General features: G+C 70.5%; 20 protein-coding genes and 1 pseudogene. 13 read left to right on the top strand and 8 right to left on the bottom strand.

Features of this window, described 5'->3' with window-relative positions; translation table 11 throughout:
* Genes ACZ3TS_RS35925 through ACZ3TS_RS35910 form a run of 4 tightly spaced genes read left to right on the top strand, consistent with a single transcriptional unit; the run spans position 1 to position 4,832 of the window.
* Positions 1 to 750, top strand: coding sequence for an ABC transporter ATP-binding protein (locus ACZ3TS_RS35925; protein WP_467626058.1), 750 nt, complete (start codon positions 1 to 3; stop codon positions 748 to 750).
* A complete protein-coding gene (locus ACZ3TS_RS35920) occupies positions 737 to 1,399 on the top strand; it encodes an ABC transporter ATP-binding protein (protein ID WP_467626056.1) in 663 nt (220 codons plus the stop codon). The genes ACZ3TS_RS35925 and ACZ3TS_RS35920 overlap by 14 nt, the downstream gene beginning before the upstream one ends.
* On the top strand, positions 1,396 to 4,047 hold the full coding sequence (locus ACZ3TS_RS35915) for an FtsX-like permease family protein (RefSeq protein WP_467626054.1): 2,652 nt from the start codon (positions 1,396 to 1,398) through the stop codon (positions 4,045 to 4,047). Before ACZ3TS_RS35920 ends, ACZ3TS_RS35915 begins: the two co-directional genes overlap by 4 nt.
* Positions 4,048 to 4,103: 56 nt before the next feature.
* Positions 4,104 to 4,832: a response regulator transcription factor gene (locus ACZ3TS_RS35910; protein WP_467626053.1), complete on the top strand. Its 729-nt coding sequence runs from the start codon at positions 4,104 to 4,106 to the stop codon at positions 4,830 to 4,832.
* 148 nt (positions 4,833 to 4,980) lie between these two features.
* Here ACZ3TS_RS35910 and ACZ3TS_RS35905 read toward each other — a convergent pair whose 3' ends face one another.
* Positions 4,981 to 6,468, bottom strand: a complete 1,488-nt coding sequence (locus tag ACZ3TS_RS35905; protein WP_467626051.1) for a YncE family protein — start codon at positions 6,466 to 6,468, stop codon at positions 4,981 to 4,983.
* A gap of 507 nt (positions 6,469 to 6,975) precedes the next feature.
* Here ACZ3TS_RS35905 and ACZ3TS_RS35900 point away from each other — a divergent pair.
* Positions 6,976 to 7,169: pseudogene (locus tag ACZ3TS_RS35900) on the top strand (hypothetical protein); the annotation flags it as partial.
* Between the two features lie 556 nt (positions 7,170 to 7,725).
* Here ACZ3TS_RS35900 and ACZ3TS_RS35895 read toward each other — a convergent pair.
* The gene (locus tag ACZ3TS_RS35895; protein ID WP_467626050.1) at positions 7,726 to 8,709 is read right to left on the bottom strand and encodes a metallophosphoesterase; all 984 of its coding nucleotides are present in this window, start codon (positions 8,707 to 8,709) and stop codon (positions 7,726 to 7,728) included.
* Between the two features lie 223 nt (positions 8,710 to 8,932).
* A complete protein-coding gene (locus ACZ3TS_RS35890) occupies positions 8,933 to 9,205 on the bottom strand; it encodes a hypothetical protein (protein ID WP_467626048.1) in 273 nt (90 codons plus the stop codon).
* 651 nt (positions 9,206 to 9,856) lie between these two features.
* Here ACZ3TS_RS35890 and ACZ3TS_RS35885 point away from each other — a divergent pair.
* Positions 9,857 to 10,123 (top strand): ribbon-helix-helix domain-containing protein, encoded by a 267-nt coding sequence (locus ACZ3TS_RS35885; protein WP_467626046.1) that lies wholly within the window; start codon positions 9,857 to 9,859, stop codon positions 10,121 to 10,123.
* Positions 10,120 to 10,563 carry a PIN domain-containing protein gene (locus ACZ3TS_RS35880; protein ID WP_467626045.1) on the top strand — a complete coding sequence of 148 codons (444 nt, stop codon included), beginning with the start codon at positions 10,120 to 10,122 and terminating at the stop codon, positions 10,561 to 10,563. Before ACZ3TS_RS35885 ends, ACZ3TS_RS35880 begins: the two co-directional genes overlap by 4 nt.
* A gap of 472 nt (positions 10,564 to 11,035) precedes the next feature.
* Here ACZ3TS_RS35880 and ACZ3TS_RS35875 read toward each other — a convergent pair whose 3' ends face one another.
* Positions 11,036 to 11,791 carry a DUF6585 family protein gene (locus ACZ3TS_RS35875; protein ID WP_467626044.1) on the bottom strand — a complete coding sequence of 252 codons (756 nt, stop codon included), beginning with the start codon at positions 11,789 to 11,791 and terminating at the stop codon, positions 11,036 to 11,038.
* A 505-nt stretch (positions 11,792 to 12,296) separates the two neighbouring features.
* On the opposite strand from ACZ3TS_RS35875, the gene ACZ3TS_RS35870 reads away from it, so the two are divergent.
* On the top strand, positions 12,297 to 12,500 hold the full coding sequence (locus ACZ3TS_RS35870) for a hypothetical protein (protein ID WP_467626042.1): 204 nt from the start codon (positions 12,297 to 12,299) through the stop codon (positions 12,498 to 12,500).
* Between the two features lie 89 nt (positions 12,501 to 12,589).
* Positions 12,590 to 14,995, top strand: coding sequence for an N-acetylmuramoyl-L-alanine amidase (locus tag ACZ3TS_RS35865; protein ID WP_467626041.1), 2,406 nt, complete (start codon positions 12,590 to 12,592; stop codon positions 14,993 to 14,995).
* A gap of 664 nt (positions 14,996 to 15,659) precedes the next feature.
* Here ACZ3TS_RS35865 and ACZ3TS_RS35860 read toward each other — a convergent pair.
* A complete protein-coding gene (locus ACZ3TS_RS35860; RefSeq protein ID WP_467626039.1) occupies positions 15,660 to 15,884 on the bottom strand; it encodes a hypothetical protein in 225 nt (74 codons plus the stop codon).
* 219 nt (positions 15,885 to 16,103) lie between these two features.
* Positions 16,104 to 16,778 (bottom strand): ATP-dependent DNA ligase, encoded by a 675-nt coding sequence (locus ACZ3TS_RS35855; protein ID WP_467626038.1) that lies wholly within the window; start codon positions 16,776 to 16,778, stop codon positions 16,104 to 16,106.
* 209 nt (positions 16,779 to 16,987) lie between these two features.
* Here ACZ3TS_RS35855 and ACZ3TS_RS35850 point away from each other — a divergent pair, with 209 nt between their 5' ends.
* Positions 16,988 to 20,494, top strand: a complete 3,507-nt coding sequence (locus ACZ3TS_RS35850; protein WP_467626036.1) for a DNA polymerase III subunit alpha — start codon at positions 16,988 to 16,990, stop codon at positions 20,492 to 20,494.
* On the top strand, positions 20,491 to 21,558 hold the full coding sequence (locus tag ACZ3TS_RS35845; RefSeq protein ID WP_467626035.1) for a DNA polymerase Y family protein: 1,068 nt from the start codon (positions 20,491 to 20,493) through the stop codon (positions 21,556 to 21,558). The genes ACZ3TS_RS35850 and ACZ3TS_RS35845 overlap by 4 nt, the downstream gene beginning before the upstream one ends.
* A gap of 105 nt (positions 21,559 to 21,663) precedes the next feature.
* On the opposite strand, the gene ACZ3TS_RS35840 is transcribed toward ACZ3TS_RS35845, so the two are convergent.
* A complete protein-coding gene (locus tag ACZ3TS_RS35840; RefSeq protein WP_467626034.1) occupies positions 21,664 to 22,023 on the bottom strand; it encodes a hypothetical protein in 360 nt (119 codons plus the stop codon).
* A 98-nt stretch (positions 22,024 to 22,121) separates the two neighbouring features.
* Here ACZ3TS_RS35840 and ACZ3TS_RS35835 point away from each other — a divergent pair, with 98 nt between their 5' ends.
* Entirely contained in the window at positions 22,122 to 22,364 is a 243-nt protein-coding gene (locus ACZ3TS_RS35835; RefSeq protein ID WP_467626033.1) for a DUF6207 family protein, read from the top strand.
* A gap of 146 nt (positions 22,365 to 22,510) precedes the next feature.
* Here the strand turns inward: ACZ3TS_RS35835 and lexA are convergent, their stop codons facing one another.
* Positions 22,511 to 23,182, bottom strand: coding sequence for a transcriptional repressor LexA (lexA, locus tag ACZ3TS_RS35830; RefSeq protein ID WP_467626032.1), 672 nt, complete (start codon positions 23,180 to 23,182; stop codon positions 22,511 to 22,513).
* A gap of 322 nt (positions 23,183 to 23,504) precedes the next feature.
* On the opposite strand from lexA, the gene ACZ3TS_RS35825 reads away from it, so the two are divergent.
* On the top strand, positions 23,505 to 24,362 hold the full coding sequence (locus tag ACZ3TS_RS35825) for a sigma-70 RNA polymerase sigma factor region 4 domain-containing protein (RefSeq protein ID WP_467626030.1): 858 nt from the start codon (positions 23,505 to 23,507) through the stop codon (positions 24,360 to 24,362).
* Positions 24,363 to 24,453: the final 91 nt, after the last annotated feature.

Below are 24,453 nucleotides of genomic sequence, written 5' to 3'. Positions count from 1 at the left end.
ATGACCCAGGACCCCCCGAACGCCGCCCACGCGGTCGGCGATGTCCTCACGGCCCGCGAGTTGTACCGCTTCCATCGGGCCGGGGAGGAGGAGACGCTCGCGCTGCGCGGAGTCTCGCTGGCGGTGCGGCAAGGCGAGACCGTCGCGGTCGTGGGGCCCTCGGGGGCGGGCAAGTCGACCCTGCTGGCCTGCCTGGCCGGGCTCGACGAGCCCTCCGGCGGTGAGGTCCGCGTAGGCGGTGTGCGGATCAGCCACCGGCCCGAGACCGAGCGGTCCCGGCTGCGTGCCCGGCACATCGGCGTCCTGCTGCAGTCCCGCAACCTGCTGCCGCACCTGAGCGTGCTCGACAACCTCCGCCTGACACAGCGGGCCACGGGCCGTGGGGCCGCCGTGCCGCCACTGGAACTCCTGCGTCAGGTGGGCATCGGCGAACGTGCGCACGCCCTGCCCCGGCAGATGTCCGGCGGAGAGCTGGCACGCGCGGGACTGGCCGTCGCGCTGGCCAACTCGCCGGCCGTCCTGCTGGCCGACGAGCCGACCGGCGAACTGGACGGCGAGACGGAGCAGTTGGTTCTCGCGATGCTGCGGGAGCAGGCCGCGAAGGGCTGCGCGGTGCTGATCGTCACGCACAGCGCGGAAGCGGTGCGGATCGCCGACCGGGTGATCGCACTGAACGACGGGAGGGCCACCGACGCCACGGCGGCACGGGTCGGCCCGCTGAGGGAGGAGACCCACGATGTCGCGGGATGAAGTGCTCGTCGCCTGCACGGACGTGGCCCTGACCTTCGGCCGGGGCCCGCAGGCGGTCGTGGCCGTGCACGGAGCCGACCTGGAGATCCGGGCCGGCGACCGGCTCGCGGTCATCGGCCCCTCGGGATCGGGCAAGAGCTCGCTGCTGCATCTGCTCGCGGGACTCGAACAGCCCACCAGCGGCACGGTGATGCGGGACGCCTCCCTCGCGCCGTACGACATCGGCCTGGTCCTCCAGGGCGACAGCCTCATCCCCGCCCTGAACGTGGTCGAGAACGCCGCCCTGCCTCTGATCCTCGCCGACCGGCCGGAGGACGAGGCCCGGCGCACCGCACTCGTGGCGCTGTCCCTGGTGGGCACCGCCGACCTGGCCGACCGGCTGCCCGAGGAGATCTCCGGTGGCCAGTCCCAACGCGTGGCCGCCGCACGGGTCCTGGCCCAGGCGCCCCGCCTGATCCTCGCCGACGAACCCACCGGCCGCCTCGATCACGCCACCGGCGCCCGCGTCCTGGACGCCCTGCTCACGGCAGCCGACCACACCGGCGCCGCCCTCGTCGTCACCACCCACGACCCGGCCGTCGCCGCCCGTCTCAGCGTGCGGCGGACCATGCGCGGCGGCCGGCTGCTCGCACCCGAGGAGGTGTCATGATCGCCTCGTGGGCGGGCGGCCTCGCCCGTCACCGCACAGGACGACTCCTGGCCGCCCTGGCCGGCATCGCGCTCGCCGTCGGCCTCGTCGCCGCGCTGGGATCGTTCCTCACCGCATCGAAGGCGACCATGACCCAGCGCGCCCTGCGCTCGGTCGCCGTCGACTGGCAGGTCCAGGTCCAGCCCGGCGCCGACCCGAACCCCGTCCTGTCCCTCATCCGCGGGACACCCGGCACGCGGGCCGCCCAACCCGTCGGCTACAGCCGCACCGCCGCCTTCACCGCCCGCGTCCAGGGCAGCACCCAGACCACGGGCCCCGGTATGGCGCTCGGCCTCCCCGACGGCTACCGCACCCTGTTCCCCGACGAGATCCGCACCCTCTCCGGCTCCTCCACCGGTGTCCTGCTGGCCCAGCAGACCGCCTCAAACCTGCACGCCGGCCCCGGCGACACCATCGGGGTCCAGCTTCCCGGCATCGGACTGCGCAAGGTGAAGGTGGACGGCGTGGTCGACCTGCCCCAGGCCGACTCCCTCTTCCAGACCGTCGGCGCCCCCAGCCAGTCACAGCCGGCCGCGCCCCCGGACAACGTCGTCCTCCTGCCCGCCGCCCGGTTCGCCGCCCTCACCCGGGGTGCCAACGCAATCACGACCCAGATCCACGTCGCCCGCGACGCCACCCGGCTGCCCTCGGACCCGGCGGCCGCCTTCACCGCGGTCACCCGCGCCGCCCACAACCTGGAGGCCCGCTCGGCGGGCACCGCACTCGTCGGCGACAACGTCGGCGCCGCCCTCGACTCCGCCCGTCAGGACGCCCTGTACGCCCAGATCCTGTTCCTCTTCCTGGGCGTCCCCGGCGCCGTCCTGGCCGCCGCGCTGACCGCCGCGGTCGCCTCGGCCGGCGGTGAGCGGCGCCGCCAGGAGCAGGGTCTGCTGCGGCTGCGCGGCCTGCGCCCCCGCCAGATCACCACCCTTGCGGGCGTCGAAGCGGCCCTGATCGGTCTCGTCGGCGGGCTCGCCGGGCTGGCCATCGCCGCGCTGACCGGCCGCCTCGCCTTCAGCGCCGCATCCTTCGGGGCGAGCGCGGGCACCTGGGCCGCCTGGTACGGCATCGCCTTCGCCCTCGGCGCCGTCGTGGCCGCCGGAGCCGTCCTCGTACCTGCCCTACGCGATCTGCGCACGGCGACCGTCGCCGACACCCGCAAGGAGGCCGGCGCCCGAGGCACCCGCGGCCCCTGGTGGATGCGCTACGGCCTCGACTTCGCCCTCCTGGTCGGCTCGTGGCTGGTCTTCCGCGCCTCCTCCGGCAACCAGTACGCCCTCGTCCTCGCCCCGGAGGGCGTCCCCAGCATCTCCGTCTCGTACTGGGCCTTCCTCGGCCCCGCCCTGCTGTGGATCGGCGCCGCCCTGCTGCTGTGGCGCCTGACCCTCCTCGCCCTCATCCACGGCCGCCCCGCCCTGACCCGGCTGGCCCGCCCACTGACCGCGACCCTGGCCGGCACCACCGCCGCCACCCTCTCCCGGCGCCGCCGCCCACTCGCCCGGTCGGTGGTGCTGCTCGCCCTCGCCGTGTCCTTCGCCCTCTCAACCGCCGTCTTCAACGCCACCTACAAGCAGCAGGCCATGGTCGACGCCCGGCTGACCAACGGCGCCGACGTCACCGTCAGCGAACCCCCCGGAGCGCACGTTCCGCCCGGCGCGGGCAGCGCCCTGAAGATCTCCGGCGTGCGGCACGTCGAGCCCGTCCAGCACCGGTTCGCCTACGTCGGCTCCGACCTGCAGGACCTCTACGGCGTCCGCCCCGACACCATCGCCGGGGCCACCTCGCTCCAGGACGCCTACTTCGCCGGCGGCACCGCGCAGCAACTCATGCGACGTCTCGCCCAGCGCCCGGACAACCTGCTCGTCAGCGCGGAGACCGTCAGCGACTTCCAGCTCTCCCCCGGTGACACCGTCAACCTGCGCATCCAGGACGCCCGGACCAAGACGCTGCACACCGTCCCCTTCCACTACGCCGGCATCGCCAAGGAGTTCCCCACCGCCCCCAAGGACAGCTTCTTCGTCGCCAACGCCTCCTACATCGCCAGGGCGACCGGCAGCGACGCGGTCGGCGCCTTCCTCCTCGACACCGGCGGCACCGATCAGAAGCGGATCGCCGCACACCTGCGCGAGCAGCTCGCCACCAGCGCCACCGTCACCGACCTCACCCAGACGCGCGGCACCGTCGGCACCAGCCTGACCTCCGTGGACCTGGCCGGACTCACCCGTATCGAGCTCGCCTTCGCGGTCCTGCTGGCCGCCGGAGCCGGCGGACTCGTCCTCGCCCTCGGGCTCGCCGAACGCCGTCGCACCTTCGCCATCGCCACAGTCCTCGGCGCCAACCGACGCCAACTGCGCGGCATGGTCCTCACCGAGGCCCTCCTCCTGGCCGCGGCCGGCCTGGCGGGAGGCGCCCTCATCGGCTGGGCCCTGTCCGCGATGCTGGTGAAGGTACTGACCGGCGTCTTCGACCCACCGCCCGCGAGCCTGTCGGTCCCCGGCCCCTACCTGGCGCTGACCGCTACCGCCGCCCTCATCGCCATACTTGCCGCGGCACTCAACGGCATCCGCGGTGCCCGGCGACCGGCGGTGGAGGAGCTCCGCGACCTGTGACCGGCTCGTACGCGCAGACCGTGCCGAACCCCTCGCCGGCTCCTACGCTGTCGGCCATGGGCACGCCCGCCACACCGGACCGAAGCCGGCTCCGCGTCCTCGTCGTAGAGGACGACGACACCATCGGCCACCACCTGGAGACCGGCCTGCGCAGCAACGGCTACGCCCCCACCTGGAGCCGCACCGGCGCGACGGCCCTGACAGAGGCCGCCCGCACCGCGTACGACGCCCTGCTCCTGGACCTCGGCCTGCCCGACATCGACGGGCTCGACGTCGCCCGCACTCTGCGTGCCCGCTTTCCCGACCTGCTGATCGTGATCCTCACCGCGCGCACCGACGACATCGACGTCATCGCCGGCCTGGACGCGGGAGCCGACGACTACCTGGTCAAGCCCTTCAGTCTCACCGTCCTGCTCGCCCGCCTGCGCGCCCACCTGCGCCGCCAGGCCGTCACCTCACCCGCACAGGCACCGATTCCGCTCGGCGACCTCGTCATCGACACCACGGCACGCCGCTGCACTCTCCACGACGAGGAAGTACCCCTCCGACCCAAGGAGTTCGACCTGCTCGCCCTGCTCGCCCGGCACCCCGGTGAAGCCGTGTCCCGCGAGACCCTGATGGCGGAGGTCTGGGACGAGAACTGGTTCGGTCCCACCAAGACGCTCGACGTCACGATGGCCGGTCTGCGCCGGCGCCTGGCCGAGGCCGCCGACGCCTCTGTCCGCACCTGCTGGCTGCCCCGGATCACCACCCTGCGGGGACACGGCTACCGCCTTGAACCCTGAGGAACACCGGCGCCCGGGTGACGGGAAAACTCGTGCTCTCGGCCTGGGAAGCGACGGCGCCTGCGCGGGCTCCATGGGCTTTGACCTGTGCGGATACCTTTGCTGCGCCCTGACCAGACCGACTGCGCCGCCCTGTGCCCTTCGTCCGTCACATGGTGCCTGCCGGGACCGGCGGCTGCTCGCCGGGCGGAGTTCCAGGCTTGAGGATGACGGAGGTGTAGTGGTTGGCGAAGAAGTATGAGTAGGACAGGTCTTCGTCGATGTCGCCGAACTGGTTGCTCATCGTGGTCATCAGCGCTGTGGTGCGGGTGCCGTCGCTGGCGTAGGCGGTGAAGTGCTGGTTGGGTGGCAGCCCCTGGGCTCCTATGGTGACTTCGTCGATGCCTGGGAGTGACCGGATCAGGGCCGAGCCGTGGCCGGAGCTGTCGAGGACGCGCAGGGGGAGGATCTTCGTGGGCATGCCCAGACCTTGCCGGCCCAGGTTGTCCGTGCTGGTGGCCGGGGTGTTGCGCGCCACGTACACCAGCGCCATCGGCGACTGGCCGATGCGAAGGGTCTTGATCACCGACATCGTTCGGGTGTCGATGACGTCGACCGCGTCGGAGTTCTGCAGGGCGACGTAGATCCTGGTGTTGTCGGGGCTCGGCCAGATGCCGTGGGAACCGTGGCCGTGGTTGTGGATGGTTTTGACCAGGACCGGGGGCGTCCCGTTGTGCGACCGGCGGTACACCAAGGTCTCGTTCGTTCCGCCCACGGTCTGGTAGGCGTAGTCGACGCCGTCGACCGTGACGAAGTTGGGGTGGTTGGTGCGCGGCCCCGTGCGCAGCACCGCCTCCACACGGTAGGTGCGTGCATTGAGCACAGCGGTGGTCCGGCCGTTGGTGGGCATGCCGAGCCAGATCTCCCGGCCGTCGGGTGAGACGGCCTCGTCGGAGGACCCACCCGCGTCGGCGGGGATCGGCACGCGCCTGATGACCTGGCGGGAGGCCACATCGATCACGTCCAGCACCTGGGCGCGCAGGTGGTTGACGTAGGCGAGTTTGCCGTCGGGGCTGAAGAACACCTTCGACGGCCCGTCCTCGGTGTGGATCCGGTCGACCTCTTTGCCGGCCCGCCAGTCGATCACCGATACGTAGTCCTGGCCTCGCACCGCCACCCACAGCCGCGTGCCGTCGGGCGAGAAGAATCCCTCGTGCGGCGCCCGGCCGAGGTACACGGTGCCCACTACTTTGTTGGTTGCGGTGTCAATGACATGGACGGCGTTGGTGGTCACGTCGATCACGTCGAGCCACTTCCCGTCCGGGGAAAAGCCCAGGCCGTGCACGTTGATCTCCCCGTCGTACATCGCCCCCAGCACGTCCTTGCTGGGGCTCAGCCGCGGCTCGCCGAAAGTGATCGTGCCCAGCACCTTGTTCGTCGCCGGATTGATGACACTGACCGTGTTGGAGACCTGGTCGGCGGTGTACACCCGGTCGTTCCCGGAGATCGGCTGCGCCCCGGGCAGCGCCGGGGCTTGGACCGGCGCGCCATGCCCTGGGGGGGTGGGTTCCTGCGTTCTGCTCGTCGTTGAACCGGCGATCGACGCGCCCAAGACCGCGGCCACGATCGCCAGGGCCAAGCTGGGCTTCGTAGGCATGACCACTCCTTTCCTTGTGGTCACGTCGCCGGCCGCGGATAACCCGCGTCGAGAGCTGCCACCGGCGCTTGGCTTGTGGGCTCTGTGCCCCCGTGGCGTGAGGGGTTGCGGCAGGGGCTGGTCGCTGCGTTCGTCAAAGGCCGCCGGCGAGAGCGGCGCCTGTCATCGCGGCGCCGAGGTCACCGCCTCCGAACGCGTACGCGCATTCTCGAACCTGTGACCGATGACCGCCGGTCGCCTGAAACATCGTCAAGCCGTCAAGGGACCTGAAACGGACACCTCGGACATTATCACCCTGGCCGGAGGTTTAATACGCCCAACTGCTCACGGCCAGATTGCTCGACGAGATCCTGCCCGGGATGGCGGAGCCGGCCGGCATCGCGGTCGATGTCGCCGACGAGGACGGGGCGATGTTCTCCCCGCGCGTCACAGGCATCGTGCCCAAAGCCATCGCGGTGGACGCCGAGATCGAAGGGCCGGGGACGGGTACCGCGCCCTCGGCCACGCGAGCGGTGGGAATGGGGCGTCCGGGCGCTCATTCACGACCCCGGCCCCATCGCCGCGAAGCTCGGGCTGGCGGCCGGCGTGCTGTGGGAGGAGGACCAGTACGTCGGGACCTCACTGAAGGTCGGCGTGAACGCCCTGGCGGGCGGCAATCAGCACGCTCCGAGGAGGAGATCGGGCAGCAGAGTTGGGGAGACGGGGCACGGGCTTCTATGGGCGGCAGGCGGACGGCCGGTGTGAACGGCCTTCGCGCTTGGCTCGGCTGGTTGAGATGGCCGGCTCGGGGAACCTCGGCCATCATGGTGGAACGCTCCGACCTGGGAACAGATCCACACCCGGCGGCTGCGACTCTGAGCTACTCCGCAGACCGGCCGGCAGCCGCACGTCGTCTGTTCGTCCGCGTGCTGATGCTCACCGGCGACAGTGCGTCCCGCGGCCGTCGTCGCGGCCCGGGTCGGTTTGGACGGCCCCCACTCTGCGCGCAGCCGAGATCCGGGACGACACCTCGGGCGTGACCGGCTTCGCGGCCGTCGCGGGGGTTCTGCCGGAGGACAAGCGCCTGCACCGGGCAACAGTGGGGCGGGAGAACGCCGCTTCACCGATGCGCGGTCGCCCCGCAGCCCGGCAACGCCCAGACCAGCCGGCCTGCGTGCCGCCGTCCTGCACGGCGGGCACCGCACTCCGTGCAAAAAGGCCGACGGTCGGTCGGATCCGCACGCTTCCCACCGACCGTCGGACGTCGCCCTGACGTGGTCAGGAGGTGAAGGGCACGCGGGTCCAGTTGAGGACCTGCTGGTTGCCAGGGTCGACCGTCACCTTGAGGTAGTTGGTGGCGTTGTCGGACCCGTCGATGGTGACGCGGTGCAGGTTGGGCACAGCGGCCGTCTGCTTGTAGAACGACAGCCACCTGGAGCCGGCGGCCAGCGGCTGATCGGCGTTGTAGACGTGGCTGTCGCCGTTGAACAGGTACACCGGGCCGCGGAATCGGGCGGATTCCTGGGCGATCGCGTCGACGATCGGCTGGAAGGCGTAGTAGTCGGCGTACGAGGGGGCGGTGACCGTCGGGTCGAACATGTCGGCCTGGGTGAGCAGGGCGACGGCCTTGTCGTGGTGGCGCCGGGCCCCGTCGAAGGTGTCGCGGATCGACTGGACCACGGCGGCGGTCCGGCCGAGGACCTCGGCGGCCTGCTCCGGGGTGGGCTGGGTGTTGCCGGTCCACGGCGCCATGCTGTTGTTGCTGCCGACGATGTGCAGCGCGGCGAAGGCCACGTCGGCCCGGGTGTAGCGGACGTCCTCGGGATATCCCTGGTCTGCCTGCGAGGCGACGCTGACACTGTTCTGCCCGAGTGTCCAGCCGGGCCGCGGGAAGAACACTCTGCGGATCGTGGCGAGCCGGTCGAGCGGGTTGTACGGGCCGTTGTTCGGCCGGTGGCAGTCGGTCCACTCATTGTCGCCAACGGTGTAGACCAGCGGGTCCTTGAACTGGTCGAAGTCCGACTTGATCTTCTGGAAGTAGGCGTCACTGCATACGGACGAGCCGTTCTTGATGTCACCGAGGTGATCCACGAACTGCACGTCGGGATCGGCGTTGATCTGCTGGATGACTTTGGGAAACTGGGCGATCTCGGCGTCCCCGTAGGGAACGTCACCGATCACCGCGAAGGTGAACCGGGAGTCGGGGGAACCGGCGGCGGCCGCGCCGGCCGACGCCGACCCGGTGGACAGGGTGATGGACAAAACGCTCAGGGCAACCACAGCGGATGCTGCATAGCGCCACGATCTCATCGTGTTCCTCCTGCGATCGGAAAGGCGCGTCAATCTCCCGGACGTGGTCGACCGACAGGTCCCATCACGGAGGACAGGCGGTGAACAGTGCCCGGCGGGGTCGAGCGCACCGCCGGTGACGGTGTGAGAAGGCGGTGGTTCGCGCGGTCAGTCCGCGATCTCGTCGGCGGCGGGTTCACCGAGGTATTCGGCGATGTGAAAGAGAGCGGGGAGGGCGGCGAGCACCGCCGCCCGCGCCGGCGAAGCCGAAGGCGATGTGCAGCCCCTGCCAGGCTTCATCGGGCAGTGCGACTGTCTGGCCGGGGACGAGTGTGGACGGGGGTTCAAGCCCGGGGGTCTGGGCGGGCATCGAGTCGAGATCCTGTTGCCGCATGACGACGGACAGAACCGAGCCGTCCACGCCGACGGCACAGCCGGCCGCAGGGTTGTCGGAGAAGGCGGTGTTCACCGCTTCGCTCCGCGGCGAGATAGGCGGGCGCGTCCTGATCTGCCCGTTGCCTGGCCGCAGCCCTCTCCGCGCGGGCCAGCCGTCCCACCCCTTGAAGGTGGAACGTCTGGGCCTCGGCAAGCGCCCGGGGCAACCGCAGTTGAGGAAGGTCCGGGTGGATGGGCCGTGGGGAAGGACTCCAGATGAACGCTGGTCGTCTGCCGCCTCAGCTCTCGCAAGTGAGCGATGGCGGCATCGCGCTCCGACTCCTGCTGAGCTCGCTCCGCCCGGCGGCGCACTCGGTGCAGTTGTGCGGCCGACGGGGCGACCGTCCGGGACCGTGTGGTGCGGCGCGTGCTGGTCCGCCGTCGGCTGCCGCCGAGGGAACTGGAGGCGTAGAAGGGGCCGAGCCCGGTCGACATCCTGGTGCCGCCGCTGCCCACGCTGAGCCTCGCTGCGCGTGGCCCGACCGAGGTCCGTACTCCGCGCGTGGAGACACGCACGCTCATCCCAGGCACACCGACACGGAAGCCGACCCCCGTGACATACCCCTCTCCCACGAACAGTCTGGCACCGGGACAGGGCCGGAGGGGGCAGCTCGGCAGTTCCGGTCAGCACGAGCGAGGACGAGTGACGGATACATCAATCCAGTACATGGACTACGCTTGGTACATGTCCATGAAGCGCACCAATGTCTATGCCGACCCCGAGGATCTGGCGATCATCAAAGAGGCCGCCAAGCGCCGCGGGATAAGCGAAGCTGAGATCATCCGCCAGGGGATCCATCTCGCGGCGATGGCGAACCGTGTCTGGGACGAGCCGCTGTTCTCGCGCACGTTCCAGGGGCCGGGCCGTACGCCGTCGAGGGCCGAAGTTCGTGACACAGTCGCAGACGCCGTCCGACGTGGGACCGGCTCCGACTCCGGAACCGCAGCGTGATCATCGTCATCGCCGATACGTCCGGCCTTCTGGCCGCCCTCGACTCGGCTCACCCGGAGCACCAGGGGGCGAATGAGGCGATCATGGCGGCCGGCCTCCTGGTCATGTCCCCGCTCCTGCTGGCCGAACTCGATCACGTGGCCACGCGAGAACTCGGGCGGGAGGCCGCCCTGAGCGCGGTCGACGACCTGCGGCGCTGGATGAGCCGGGGCCGGGTCGTCATGCCGGAGATCACGGAGGACCACCTGGGCGCCGCCCAGTCGGTCCGCGTCCGCTACGGCGCGTTGGAACTCGATCTCGCCGACGCGGTGAATGTGGCGCTTGCCGCCGACTACGACACGGACGCGATCCTCACCCTCGACCGACGGGACTTCCGGGCCGTACGACCGTTGGGTCGCCACAAGGCGTTCCGAGTACTCCCCGACGACCTCCCGCTCTGACAAGAGATCCGAGTAGCCAAGCGCCCGCTCCAGCAAAGGACTTGGCCCCCTGCTGTCGAGATGCGCGAGGCGCGGTAGGCGTCCGGCGCCGTTCGGGACGGGCGGGCCGCTCTCCCTGCGCGAATGCCGACGGTCGACGTGAAGTCGCAGGTCAGCGCCGTGCTGCCGCAAGAGCGGGCCGCACCCACAAGGCGCTCATGCCCTCCGCGTGCCCCATCTTCGGGTGCAGAGCCGTCGACAAAACGCCGAAACGGCTCACCAATACACAAGCCCCAGGCCGCTGACCTGGGGCTTTAAAAAGAGCGGGTGACGAGAGTCGAACTCGCGCTCTCAGCTTGGGAAGCTGCGGTCATTTGAGGCTGGATCAGCCTCTGACCATCGTGAATGTCCGGATTGCCGAAGGGTCGTGCTGCGGCTTATTCCCCGTGGTTCCCCGCCCCTGCAGGCCTTGCCCTCGCCCGTGCTCCGGCGTTCAGGCGCCCTGGCGCGGCCCGCCGTATCGGAGCTGCTCCACGAGGGCGAGGAAGAGGAAGAGGTTCGGGATCTTCTTGACCGGGATCCTGGCCCAGGGCAGCTTCTTGCCGGTCTTGCGCAGCACCAGCACTCCCTGTGAGAACTCGGCCTTCTCGATCTGCGGCCATGTCAGGCTGTCCTTTGCGGTGGCCACACCGCCCAGGTTCACCGAGAGCTCTCCGTAGGCCAGGGTCCCGCCCTGCTTCAGTCCGGCGAGCAGTCCGGGGAGCTGTGCCCGGGTGATCTCCTGCTGCAACGCCGGGCCCCAGCGCTCGGGCTGGGCGTAGAAGCCGGTCACCTTGAGCGTCGTACCGTCCTCGCGGTAGAGCGTGTAGACGTAAGTGGTGCCGACGTACACGCCGTTCGCGTACCGCTCGGTGATCTCCTGAAGCGCCGTCATCGTCTCCCAGCGGAAAACGGACACCTCGCCGCTCTTTCCCACCTCGGCCAGGCCATGCTCGAAGAGGTGCAGCCGACGGGCAGCCTGCTTGCGCGAGAGATTGGGCGTCTGGGCAGCGAGCCAGAGGAAGTAAGCGCCCAGGGGAGGAAGGATCAGGGAGACGGTCCCCATGAGCAGAAGGGCGGCCAACCGCACGGGCCCGACACGCTCGGGCAGGAACGTCTCGCGCAGCTGTCCGAGCCCTTCGGTCCCCGGCGGTGCCATCTGGGGGGCTGCTGTCTGCCCAGGGTCCTGCTGGGCGGTGGATCTTATCATGATTCGTGCTCCTTGCCCTGGTCTTCCAGAAATTCGGTGACCATGGTGGGGTGGAGTCCGAGGCCTGTGCGCGTCGGGGGTCTCTCGGCGGGCACCGGAACCGGGCACGCCGGCCCGGAGGCCAACCCTCCCGAGGAGACGGCTTGTCCTCCCGCTGGCCCACACATGGCCCACAGCCATCGCATCAAGCACCTGGCTGGACGCAGCGACCGTTCGCTTTTCAGGCCAAGTCTCCCGAGCATGGCAGCCGGTCATAGGGGTTGCGGGGCACAGGGGATTGCCGTCGGTGTGCGCTGCTGTTGGCGTACCGGTTGGCGTACGCCAACGGCTCTCTTCTGCTGGTCATGCCCGTGATGGGCCGGCCTGACGAAACCTGCTCAGCGTCCACCCCTGTTCGCCCTTCGCGGTCCCGGGCTGCCCTGCACTGCGTCGGCCGGGACGGCCCCTTTGCACGATCATGGCGTGACGAATAGGTGAATGAGGATCAAGCGTCAGTACGCTCGGCGTGCTGCGCCAGTGGAGCCACCCGTCCTTCAACTTGGCGGCCGTCGACAACGACGTGGCCGTGCTGACCCTGGACGCATCCGTCGCGGGTAAGACGCTGCCGATCACCAGCATGTCCGCGGGAGGCAACTTCGGCGGGACGGCGACCCCCACCTTCGGCATGGCTGTGATGACAACTACAACGGGGCTTCAGGGTGGGGCATGAGAACTGAACACAGAGTTCGGCGCGGTCGTCGAGCCGGACTGAAAACACGTACGTGGGTGGCGCTGGGGGCGGTGATAGCCGGGGGCGGCGTGGCTGTGGCGACCGTCGCAATGGCCGGGTCGGGAGGCCATGCCGGAGCGTCGGCCGCGCCGGGACCAATCAAGACGCATGTCCACTCGCTCGCCCTGACCGGGGCCGACGCGTCGCTCAAGACGCTGGGGGCCCGGTCCACGGCTCCGTTCAGCATGGTGGGTGTCACTTGGAACGGCGCGCACGCCAAGCTGCGCGGCACGGTGGAGGTGCGGACCCGTTCCGCCGTCGGCGGCCACTGGACCCAGTGGCTGAAGATGCAGCAGCCGGACGACATCCCCGACGCCGCCGAGCTGAACCGTCCCGGTGTGCGCGGCGGGATGTCGCCTATGTGGTCGGGGCCGTCGAACGGAATCCAGGTCCGCGCGACCGGCGCCGGCAAGACGACCGCGCTGCCCGCCGGGCTGCGGGTGGACCTGGTCGACCCGGGCAAGCCCGCCATCGGCGGGACGCAGGACTCCGGCATGGGCCTGGCGGGCTACGCCATGAACGCGACGGCCACCGACTCGGCTTCCCCGGCGGCCACCGATACCGCCACACCGACGGACAGCGCCGCCCCGACCGACACCGCAACGGCCACCGCAGGTACCGGCGCTTCGGACACCCCGACCGCGACGGACTCCGCCTCACCCACGGCCACCCCGACGGCCACCGGGTCCGCCTCCGCCGCGCCGTCCACCAGTGCCTCCGGCTCCGCCCCCACCTCCGCCTCGCCGAGCGCGTCCCCGACGTCCTGGCCCAGCCAGCTTCCGTCGCTGTCCCAGGCGTACCCGTCCTGCCCGACCTCCTCGGCCAGCCCCTCCGCGTCGGCGTCGCAGACCCCGCCGGACCCGATGCCGGCCACCACCACCTCGACGGTGGCCCCGCCCACCGTGGTCACCCGGGCCGGCTGGGGCGCGGACGAGTGCGCGCGGGAATCGGGTTACCCGTTGTACGGCTCGGCGGTGAAGGTGATGTACGTCCACCACACGGACACCACCAACAACTACTCCTGCGCGGACTCCCCGGCAATCGTGCGCGGCATCTACGCCGAGCACCTCAACCAGGGCTGGCGCGACCTCGGTTACAACTTCCTCGTCGACAAGTGCGGCACCATCTTCGAGGGCCGCTTCGGCGGGATGGCGCTGCCGATCGTGGGCGCCCAGACCTACGGGTTCAACACCAACAGCATGGGCGTGGCCGCCATCGGCACGTACACCGACCTCAGCGGCGGCGACTCCACGGCCAGCACCTTCGCCGGAGCCAAGCCCAGCACGGCGATGCTGGCCTCCATCGCCCGCATCGCGGCCTGGAAGTTCGGCATGACCGGCGTGAACCCGGGCACCGGTACCGCGTCGCTGCCCGAGGGCGCCTCCGACAGTTACGGCTTCACCCTGGGCAAGAGCTACAGCTTCAACGCGATCTCCGGGCACCGCAACGGCTTCGCCACCGACTGCCCCGGCAACCAGCTCTACAACGCCCTCAGCACGATCCGCTCCTACGCGGCCGGCCCGGTCGGCGCGGTCTCCGTCACCGGGCTGTCCGGCGGGGCGACCAAGTCCGGCACGAGCTACTACACCAAGGGCGCGGCCACAGTGAGCTGGACGACCTCCACGCCGTCCACGGTGATCTCCGGCTTCGACGTCCTGGTCGACGGCAAGGCCGTGGCGCACACCTCCGGCTCCGCCCGCTCCGCCTCGATCTCCGTGGCCGCCGGCAGCCACACCGTCCAGGTGCGCGCCACCCACGTCCGCAAGTCGACCACGCTGTCGGGCTCGATCACCCTGGTCGGTGACACCACCGCCCCCACCTTCCCGACCGCTCCCGGCGTGCAGCTGCGCACCGGCACGGTGAGCTCCACCGCGGTCCCGGTCACAGTGACCTGGAAGGCCGCCGACAACGCGGCCCTCGCCAAGGTCATGGCAACCGCGCCGTCCTCGGCCACCTTCGGCCCGACGGTGACCTCCTGGTCGACCAGCGCCAAGCCCGGCACCTCGGACCTGTTCGCCCTGAAGGCGTACGACGTGGCCGGCAACACCGGTGGCGCCTCCGTCTACCGGACGCCGAACATCATCCAGGAGACCTCCACCACCCGGACCGGCACCTGGACCCACAAGAGCAGCTCCAGCTACCTGGGCGGCTACTCCTACAGCGCCTCGTCCGCCGGGGCCTCGATCAGCTGGACCTTCACCGGACGCTCGGTGGCCTGGATCGTCTCGCGGGCCTCCACCTCCGGTCAGGCCTACGTCTACGTCGACGGCACCAAGGTCACCACGGTGGACCTGAAGTCCTCCACCACCCTCTACCGCCAGGCGATCTGGACCAAGACCTGGTCCAGCTCCGCCAAACACACCCTGAAGATCGTCGTGGTCGGCACCTCGGGCCGCCCGACCATCACCACCGACGGCATCGCAACCATCGGCTGACCAGCCACCACGCCGGTCCGGCCCGCGGCACCACCGCGCGGGCCGGACCGGCGGGCGAGACCTCCTGCTGGCCCTGAAGGTGCACCCAAAGGTGGCACAGCCCCCGAAACGTCAAGGGCCCCGGCAGCCTGACGGCCCCGCTGACGATCAGCGGGGCCCTTCTTTTTTGCCTGTTCAGGCGGCTGCGGAGGACACGAGATTCGAACTCGTGAGAGGTTGCTCCCAACACGCTTTCCAAGTGTGTTGGCGCAGCGCACGGTCTCGTACTGGGTCATTCGCCTGCGTTCGTCTCGCCCCACGTCCGGAGACTCTGACCCGGGACGCAATGTGTCCGGACGGGGATGGACACATGCGAATGAGACCAAAAATGAGACCGCGACCGAGATCCTCGTCAGAGCTCCTCCAGGAGGCTCGTCCGGTCCGCGCACTCCTGGTGGGCGTTGCTCGAGGGTGCGTTGGGCCCGGTGCGGGAGCCGCTGTACCCGAGGAGTTCGACGCCGCCGCCGTCGAACTCGACAGCCGCCCACGCGAAACGCTCGGCTGGGATGCCCCAGCCGAGCGCCTGCCCAAACTGCTTCCGGCTTGATCAACTCACCGCGCGTTGCCACGGCCCCTTGATTCCGCCGGCTTTCCGGGGCCTCGCACGTTCGCCTTCGGCAGGGGCTCAGTCAGAGGTGATGTTGACCGTGACCGTGCCATAGGCATAGGCGTGCCGCGCGTCGCCGTAGTACTGGACGGTGTACTGGACATCGCCCTTGGCCCTCGGACGGTCCGTGTAGCTGAACGTGCCGTCGGCGGCGACGGGCGCGGACCCGATCAGCGTGCCCTCACCCGCCGTGGGGTCGTCGAGCCGCCAGATGTCGACGGTGCTCCCCGCATCGAATCCCACGGGCGCTTCGAGCTTTCCGGTGAGGGTGAGGGGCTGGTTCCGGGGTGACGAAGCGGGTGCCTGCACGGTGACGGAGGTGGCGACCTGCGGATGGTTCAGGACCCGCAGCGTCAGGGACGAAGATCCTCGCCACCGGCGGGACGCTTGGCGTGCGCGCCGTTCTTCAGCACTCCGATGACGAGCGACAAGAGGAGGTCGCCGCGAGCCGGGACACCCTGGTCAGGAAGGCTCGCGCCGATGCCGCGAAGAAGAAGCCCGACGAGCCTTCTGGCACGAATCTGGCACGCGACGAGTGATCACGACAGACAGCAAAAAGGCCTGGGTGGACAGCGCGCGCGACTGCGCCGCCGCGAAATCGATCTTCCCTTGGGCGTAGATCACGGCCTCGCCGTCCAGCACCACGCCGGGCGGCAGCATGTCGAAGGCCGCGAGGGCCAGGTCCATCCACACCGCGGTGACGTCACGGCCGGAGCGGGCCTGCAGCCGGACGGTGTCCTTCTCACGCCAGACGACGGTCCGGTGGCCGTCGAACTTCATCTCGTACCGCCAGCCCGCCCCGACCGGCAGGGTCGGGACGAGCTCGGCGAGCGCGACATCGACGGGGAAGTCCACAGCATCAGGCTCCGGCCGCCGCGGCACGCGTGCACGCGGAGGCGCCTTTACCGAAGCAGGGGCATCACCGCCTTCACGGCCAGCGTGAGGCGTGTCCTGGGCGGCGAGCACGGTGCCGTAGGTGATCGCGACGTGCTCGACGATCTTCATCGCGGCGTGCAGGACGCGGGCCTGGGGCTCGGTGAGCTCGTCGCCGGCGTCGATCGCGAGCGAGGTGAGGGCGATCACCGTGAGGACGACGAACGCCGCGAGCAGCGCGAGGTGCTCGAACAGGTGGGGCATCACTGCCTTTCCGGGCCGGGCGACGGTCGCCGGCCTCACCCCTTCCGCCGAGAACCAGGCCGTCCTACAGGATCGAAATCGGAATTGAGACGCACGTCACAAGCGTGTGTCCCGATCCGCTGAATCAAGGTCGTCCCGCTCCTTGCGGCCGCTGCGGGACGTGGGACAGCATCGAATCACCCGTTCGCACGCTTGTGCGATTTCGCGTTATGGTGGATACCTGGAGAGGACGCAGGTCAGGGAGGGGCGAACGAAAGACGGGAGGTTCGAGCCGTGGATTTACTCATCTGCGAGTCGCCTCCGGTTACTCCGCCCGCTACGGCGCATCCCTCCCCGGTGCCCTCGTGCAGCGTGCTGCCGAGCGTGGGATGACGACGCTCGCGCTCACCGACCGGGACACCGTCGCGGGCACGGTCCGCTTCGCCACCGCCGCCGCGGCCGCCGGTATCCGCCCCGTCTTCGGTGTCGACGTCGCCGTCGCCCCGCTCACCCCGCCCGACCCGGCCGCCGGACGGCCGCGTACGCCCGTGCGCGGCGGCGCGCACGTGCTGGAGCGGCCGCTGCGGATCACCCTGCTCGCGCAGAACGCGGCCGGGTGGGCGCGGCTGTGCCGCCTGGTGTCCGACGCGCACACCGAGGCAGGCGGCGCGGCGCCGGTCGTGTCCTGGCTCACCTTGCGTGCGTACGCCGACCAGGGCCTGGTGGTGCTGCTCGGACCGGCCTCCGAACCGGTGCGGGCCCTGTCCGCCGGCCGTCCCGATGTCGCCGAGCAGCTGCTCGCGCCGTGGCGGGAGCTGGCAGGAGAGCAGTTGCGGCTGGAAGCCGTGTACCTGGGACGGCAGGGCACCGGGGCGGGCTCACTGCGGCTGGCCGCGCGCACCGTGGGCCTGGCCGACCAGCTCGGCGTCCGTGCGGTGGTGACGAACGCGGTCCGCTACGCCGACCCCGACCAGCACCGGCTGGCCGACGTGCTCGACGCGGCCCGGCTGCTGCGGCCCGTCGACCGCCGGCGCCTGGACGGGGGCGAACGGTGGCTGAAGTACCCGGACGTCATGGCGGCGGCCGCCGACCGCATCGCCCGGGCCGTCGGCGACGACCCCGCCCGGGCGGTCCGCCTGCTGGCCGAGACCGAGGCCACCGGCCAGTCCTGCACCCTCACCGCGGTCGATCTCGGGCTCGGGCGTCCCCACTTCCCCGAACCCTCCGTCGTCGGCGCTGGCCCCGAGCGCGGTTCGGCCATGCGGCTGCTGCGGCAGCGGTGTGAGACCGGGATGGTCGCCCGTGGCCTGGACACGGACGAGCGTGCCGTACGACAGCTCCGCTACGAGCTGGAGGTCATTGGCCGGTTGGGCTTTGAGGGGTACTTCCTGGCCGTGGCCCAGGTGGTCGCGGACACCCGGGCGCTGGGGATCCGGGTTGCCGCGCGTGGCTCCGGCGCCGGCTCCATGGTCAACCACGCGCTGTTCGTCGCCACGGCCAACCCGCTCGAACACCGGCTGTTGTTCGAGCGCTTCCTCAGCGAGCGGCGTACGTCGTTGCCGGACATCGACCTCGATGTGGAGTCCGAGCGCCGGTTGGAGGTGTACGACGCGATCATCAAGCGGTTCGGGCGGGAGCGGACCGCGGTCACCGGCATGCCCGAGACCTACCGGGCGCGGCACGCCCTCCGCGATACCGGCCTCGCCCTGGGGATTCCGCCGCAGGTTGTCGGTGAGATCGCCAAGAGCTTTCCGCATCTACGCGCCCGTGACATTCGCGGTGCCCTGGCCGAACTGCCGGAGCTGCGGCAACTCGCCTCCCAGGCGGGGAAGTTCGGGCCGCTGTGGGAGCTCGCCGAAGGCCTGGACGCGCTGCCCCGCGGCTACGCCATGCACCCGTGCGGGGTGATCCTGTCGAACGCGGCGCTGCTGGACCGGCTGCCGGTGCAACCCACCCCGGCCGGATACCCGATGGTGCAGGCCGACAAGGAGGACGTCGAAGATCTTGGTCTTCTGAAACTCGACGTCCTGGGCGTGCGGATGCAGTCCGCGATGGCGTACGCGGTCGCCGAGATCCGCCGCACGACCGGACGGCTGCTCGATCTCGACAATCCTGATCACGTCAGTCTGAACGACCAGCAGGCCTTCGAGATGATCCGGGCCTCGGACACCGTCGGCCTCTTCCAGCTCGAAAGTCCTGGTCAGCAGGATCTGGTGGGCCGTCTGCAGCCCCGGCACATGCAGGACGTCGTCGCCGACATCAGCCTCTTCCGGCCCGGCCCCGTCTCCGGGGGCATGCCCGCCTTGTACATCGCCGCCCGGCACGGCGCCGCCCTCACGTACCCGCACCCCGACCTGGAGCCGGTGCTCAACGACACCTACGGCGTGGTCATCTGGCACGAGCAGATCATCGCGATCCTCACCACGATGACCGGCTGCGACCGTGCCGCCGGCGACGTCGCCCGCCGCGCCCTGGCCGACCCCGACCGGCTGCCCAAAGTCGAGGCCTGGTTCCGTCGCACGGCCAGCGAGCGCGGCTACACCAAGGACGTGCTCGATGAGGTGTGGGAGACCGTCTCCTCCTTCGGCGCGTACGGCTTCTGCCGCGCCCACGCGGTGGCCTTCGCCGTCCCCGCCCTGCAGTCCGCGTACCTGAAGGCGCACTTCCCGGCGTACCTGTACGCGGGGCTGCTGGAGCACGATCCGGGCATGTGGCCGCGCCGGGTCATCGTCGCCGACGCCCGCCGCCACGGCGTTGCCGTACTGCCCGTCGACGTCAACCACTCCCGCGGGCAGCACAGCGTGGAGAAGACCGGGCACGGCTGGGGGGTGCGCCTTGCGTTCTCCACGGTCAAGGGCATCACCGAGGCGGAGACCGCCCGCCTGGTAGTCGGCCAGCCCTACACCGGTCTGCAGGATCTATGGCTGCGCGCCCGACCGTCCCTCCCGCTCGCCCAGCGTCTGATCCGTATCGGCGCCCTCGACGCCCTCTCCCCCGGCCTGACCCGCCGGGATCTGCTCCTACAGGCCACCGAACTGCACCGGCAGTCCCGCAACCGCACCGCCACCGACGGGCAGCTGCCGCTGGGCGGCGAGCTGGTGACCGCCGGACCGAGCGGGCTGCCGGAAATGACCAGCCGCGACAAGCTCGGCGCCGAACTCGACACCCTCTCCATCGACGTCAGCCAGCATCTGATGGAGCACCACCACCGGCTGCTGCGCGAGCTCGGCGCGACCGACGCCGCCCACCTGCGCGGCATGGTGCCCGGGCAGAAAGTACTCGTCGCCGGAGTGCGGGCCTCCACGCAGACGCCGCCCATCCCGTCGGGCAAGCGGATCATCTTCTGCACCCTGGAGGACGGCTCCGGCCTCGTCGACATCGCCTTCTTCGAGGACTCCCACGAGCACGTCGCGCACACCGTGTTCCACTCCGGGCTGCTGCTCGTGCGCGGCACGGTCGAGGCTCGCGGCCCGCGCCGCACCGTGGTCGGCGAGATGGCCTGGGACCTGGACGAGGTGGCCGCCGCCCGCCGCGACCACGGCCCCCAGGCCGCCCTCGACCTGCTCGGCCGCACCAGCCCGGCCCCCACCCCGGCCCAGCCGTCCGCTCCGCAGCGCACGCTCGCCGACGGCACCGCCGGGGCCCGCCTGCATCCATACGCCGACCTGCTGCCCGCTGGCACCCGCTCGGCGGACCTGCGCCGGCTCGGTCACCGGAGTCAAGGAAGCGCTGGGTGATCACCGTGGGCCGTCACATCCTCCACCTGCGCTTCGACCTCCCGGCCGAACCGGACGCCGAACTCCCCGAGCGGCTGCGCCGCCTGCTCGAAGGCATCACGCCCCGCGTGCAGATGATCGAGCCGGACATGGCCGTCCTCGACCTCACCGGTGCGCTCCCGTACTGGAAGCGCGACGCCCGGGCCCTGACCGAAGTGGTCCAGTTGCGTGCGCTCGCCCACTTCGGCCTGCACAGTTCTGCGGGGTGTGCGGGCAACCGGATGCTCGCCGCCATGGCCTGCGCCCTCACCCCGCCAGGCCGGCGCACCGTCATCGACGACTCCCCGGAGGCGATCGCCGCGTTCCTGGGGCCCCGGCCCGTACGGGAACTGCCCGGCGTGGGCGCGAAAACGGCCGCGACGCTCGCCGAGTACGGCCTGCACACCGTCGGCGACGTCGCCGACGTCCCGCAGCCCACACTGCAGCGCCTCCTCGGCGCCCGCGCCGGCCGCGCCCTCCACGAGCACGCCCACGGCCGCGACACCACCATCGTCGACCCCACCCCGGCACCGGCGAGCCTCAGCACGGAGCACCGCTTTGCCCGCGACGAACTCGACCCGGCCGCCCACCGGCGCGTCCTCCTCGCCCTCGCCGACGACCTCGGCGCCCGCCTGCGCGCCTCCGGCCAGATCGCCACGGGCGTGACCTGCACGATCCACTACGCCGACCTCAGTGCCACCCGCCGCAGCCGGACCCTGCCCGAAGCCACCCAGCACACCGTCCTCCTGGCCCGCGCGGCGTACGCGGTGTACGACTCCCTCGGTCTCCAGCGCGCCCGGGTCCGCAGCATCGCGCTGCGTGCCGATGCCCTTCGCCCCGCCGAACGGGCCACCCGGCAGCTCACCCTCGACGCGGGCGACGACAAACCCCTCGCGATCGAAGCCGTCGCCGACCGCGCCCGCGCCCGCTACGGGCGTCAAGTGCTCTACCCCGCCGCCCTCGCCATCAGCTCCCGTCCTCCGTCAGGCCGGCAGTGGGACCGAGGCGATCGCTCAGACGACGCGCGTGGACGTCGTGCGACATAAGCCAGACAGACCAAGGGATGGTGGGCATCCCCAGCGCTGCTCCCGCGCCGACTACCTGCAGGTCGCCGACAACGAAGCTCGAAGTCCTCACCGGGCGCGGGCTCGTCAGGCCAGAGGAAGCTGCCCGAGCGGCCGACCACGATCAGCCTGAGCCTCCAGCACAGCGGCCATGTCCGGCCCCCTGGTGAAGGTGGGGCCGTCCCAGTACGCCGGGACTGCCACGGGCGTGAGGCGCACCTCGGTGCCGTGGACGCGCGCGGAGTCGAAGAGGGTCTGCAGCATCTGCATGCCCGCCAGGTCGAGCGCACCGAGACGGGCATGCCACGTCTGGGTCTTCGGGTCGTACGAGGCGATTTGGCGGAGCCTGTCGAGTTGTTCCTGCCATTGAGGATCGGCGGCCGGCGCTGTCCGGATGGTGGCCTCCAACACCCATGAGCGGGTAGGGGAGTTCGGCGAACTGGTCATACAGGGAACGGTAGGCGTCGACACTGACAACTCACCCGGCCAGGTGAATCCGGGGTCTGACCAGAACCCCGGCCGTCCACGAACACGTACTGACAGGCGTGGACCCGATCCGAGAAGCGCACCTGTCCGAGCCCGGCTTGCTCGTCATCGACGTGGCGGGCCGTGACGATGCCACCGTCTTTGCCTTCCAGGCCGCGATCGCCCGCCTGTGGGGCACTTCGACCGCCGAGCACACCACCCGGGACGTCGGCCAGCCCGGTGTTCGGCTGCGGATGTACACCGATCTGCGGCAGGTCCTCGAGGAGGGCGCCCCGACGGAGCCGGAGTCGACGGCCACGTAGAGAGGCGTGGTCCGCCACCACGGGGGGAGTGGCGGACCCGCCTGCGTCCACGGTGCCACACCCGTCCCCGGCGTACCCGGTAGGCGGGTGAAGTCACCGTAGGAAAAGGGCGACACCACACTCGGCGGCGCTGCAGGCCGGGTCGTTCAGAGCACGCGCAGGACGCCGACGACCTTGCCGAGAATCTGCGCCTGGTCGCCGGGGATCGGCTGGTAGGCCGGGTTGCGGGGCATGAGCCACACCCGCCCGTCCTGCCGACGCAGCACCTTGACGGTGGCCTCGTCCTCCAGGAGCGCGGCGACGATGTCGCCGTGGTCAGCGCTGTCCTGCCGTCGTACGGTCACGATGTCGCCGTCACAGATCGCCGCGTCGATCATGGAGTCACCGGCCACGGTCAGGGCGAACAGGTCGCCGTCACCCACGACCTGGCGGGGCAGTGAGTAGACGTCCTCGACCATTTCCTCGGCGAGCAGCGGGGCGCCGGCGGCGATCCGTCCGACGAGCGGTACGTCGACCGGTGCCTCGCTCCTACCTCCCAGGTCGGGCGCCCACGAGGGCCTGACGCGGTAGGCGCGAGGGGTGTGCGGGTCGCGGTAGAGGATGCCCTTGCGTTCGAGCGCCATCAGCTGGTGGGCGACCGAGGACGTGCTGGCGAGGTGCACGGCTTGGCCGATCTCACGCATCGACGGGGGGTAGCCCTGCCGGTCGACCGTCTCCGTGATGTAGCGGACGATGGCCGACTGGCGGCTCGTTAGCTCCCCCTCGGCAGTCTGGGAGCCCGGGGGACGGCCCCGACGGGCGGGCGCGGCGTTCTCCATCCCGGCACCTCCGTACAAGATCGTTCGGAATTGACCCTAACCCGCCATCCTCCCTAAATGGAACACCTTGTCGAATCCCTGACGTCCGGGAGACGGCCTCGGTAGTGCTCCCGCCGCCGCGAGCGTCGGCCCGGCGGGAGACCTCCGCATGCTCCGGCTGGGCGCCGCGCGTGCATCCCGGGGCGCAGGGACCGCCGTTGAAGGTCATTTGTGCACGTCAAAAGCGTTCTCGTCGCGTCGCTAAATTTCGTTCGGCATTTCGCGTGGGATGAAGACTGGTTTCTACATAAGAGAGGGCACCGGAAAAATAAGGAGTCTGAGGATGAAGGACGTGTGCCCTCATTACGGGGAACCGCTCGACGAAGCGGATGATGACTGGCTGTTCGGAGACGCCCCGGTACCGCAGACCCCTCCATGGGCCGCCTCCGAGTCGGCTGGCGGCTGGCCGGTGCAGTACGAGGGCGATGACGACACGGCCGCGGTGTCCTCGGATGAGTGGTACGAAGACGACGATCCGGATCCCGGCGTACTGGCCGATGGACGCCCCGCGAAGATCCCGTCCGAGATGCGAGACCGGCTGTGGGTGTACGGCTACTTCACTCTCAAGCGGATGATCAGGGACGGTGAGATCTTCGAGAAGTGCGCAGCCAAGGACCGCGCCGTGCACCCCTCCCTGGACGACCTTCGGACCCTGAAGGACTCCGTTGAGGACCGCGACGCGCTCGCCGGAGACACGCTGACGGCTGCCATGAAGAAAGTGGAAGAGACCTGGAGCAGGTGGTCGCCCGAGCGGGGCGCGAAGCTGGAGACCTACTTCATCGGCGGGCTGACGCTCCACTTCCCCGCCGTCTTCCGCCAGTGGCAGCGCAACCGTTGGCGGCTTGTCTTCGTGCCGGCGGCCGACGCCGTGCCCCTGGCGCTGCATGCGGCCGGGATGTTCGCCGACGGAGATCCGGGGCGGCAGGCGGACCTGCGGGCGGCGTTGGAAGAGGTGATGCGACTTGCCGGTCCTGAGGTGCGGGCCATCCTTGCGCGCATCGTGGCCGGTGAGACACAGGACGAGATCGCCGAGCATCTCGCCTCCAGCCGCAGGGCCGTCGAAGGACGGCTCTACCGATTCCGCCGTCGCCTCCAGGAGCAGGGCATCACCGCCGCCACGGTCCTCGGCGATGCCCTTTGAGGGGCCTCGCGTTTTTCGGACAGGGTCTGGCCGAGCAATTCATGCCGTGAGTTGCAATTCCTGGAACTCGGCGTGCACTTCGCCCGGGGGG

The sequence above is a fragment of the Streptomyces sp. NPDC022910 genome, assembly GCF_055561075.1.
The sequence above is the reverse complement of the archived record's forward strand: the minus strand, read 5'-3'. Positions and strand labels throughout refer to the sequence as shown.

Bases quoted from the DNA above. Each gene is read 5' to 3' on its own strand.
- ACZ3TS_RS35925 (WP_467626058.1), top strand. From the start codon at position 1: ATGACCCAGGACCCCCCGAACGCCGCCCACGCGGTCGGCGATGTCCTC.
- ACZ3TS_RS35920 (WP_467626056.1), top strand. From the start codon at position 737: ATGTCGCGGGATGAAGTGCTCGTCGCCTGCACGGACGTGGCCCTGACC.
- ACZ3TS_RS35915 (WP_467626054.1), top strand. From the start codon at position 1,396: ATGATCGCCTCGTGGGCGGGCGGCCTCGCCCGTCACCGCACAGGACGA.
- ACZ3TS_RS35910 (WP_467626053.1), top strand. From the start codon at position 4,104: ATGGGCACGCCCGCCACACCGGACCGAAGCCGGCTCCGCGTCCTCGTC.
- ACZ3TS_RS35905 (WP_467626051.1), bottom strand. From the start codon at position 6,468: ATGCCTACGAAGCCCAGCTTGGCCCTGGCGATCGTGGCCGCGGTCTTG.
- ACZ3TS_RS35885 (WP_467626046.1), top strand. From the start codon at position 9,857: ATGTCCATGAAGCGCACCAATGTCTATGCCGACCCCGAGGATCTGGCG.
- ACZ3TS_RS35875 (WP_467626044.1), bottom strand. From the start codon at position 11,791: ATGATAAGATCCACCGCCCAGCAGGACCCTGGGCAGACAGCAGCCCCC.
- ACZ3TS_RS35855 (WP_467626038.1), bottom strand. From the start codon at position 16,778: ATGCCCCACCTGTTCGAGCACCTCGCGCTGCTCGCGGCGTTCGTCGTC.
- ACZ3TS_RS35850 (WP_467626036.1), top strand. From the start codon at position 16,988: ATGGTGGATACCTGGAGAGGACGCAGGTCAGGGAGGGGCGAACGAAAG.
- ACZ3TS_RS35840 (WP_467626034.1), bottom strand. From the start codon at position 22,023: ATGACCAGTTCGCCGAACTCCCCTACCCGCTCATGGGTGTTGGAGGCC.
- lexA (WP_467626032.1), bottom strand. From the start codon at position 23,182: ATGGAGAACGCCGCGCCCGCCCGTCGGGGCCGTCCCCCGGGCTCCCAG.
- ACZ3TS_RS35825 (WP_467626030.1), top strand. From the start codon at position 23,505: ATGAAGGACGTGTGCCCTCATTACGGGGAACCGCTCGACGAAGCGGAT.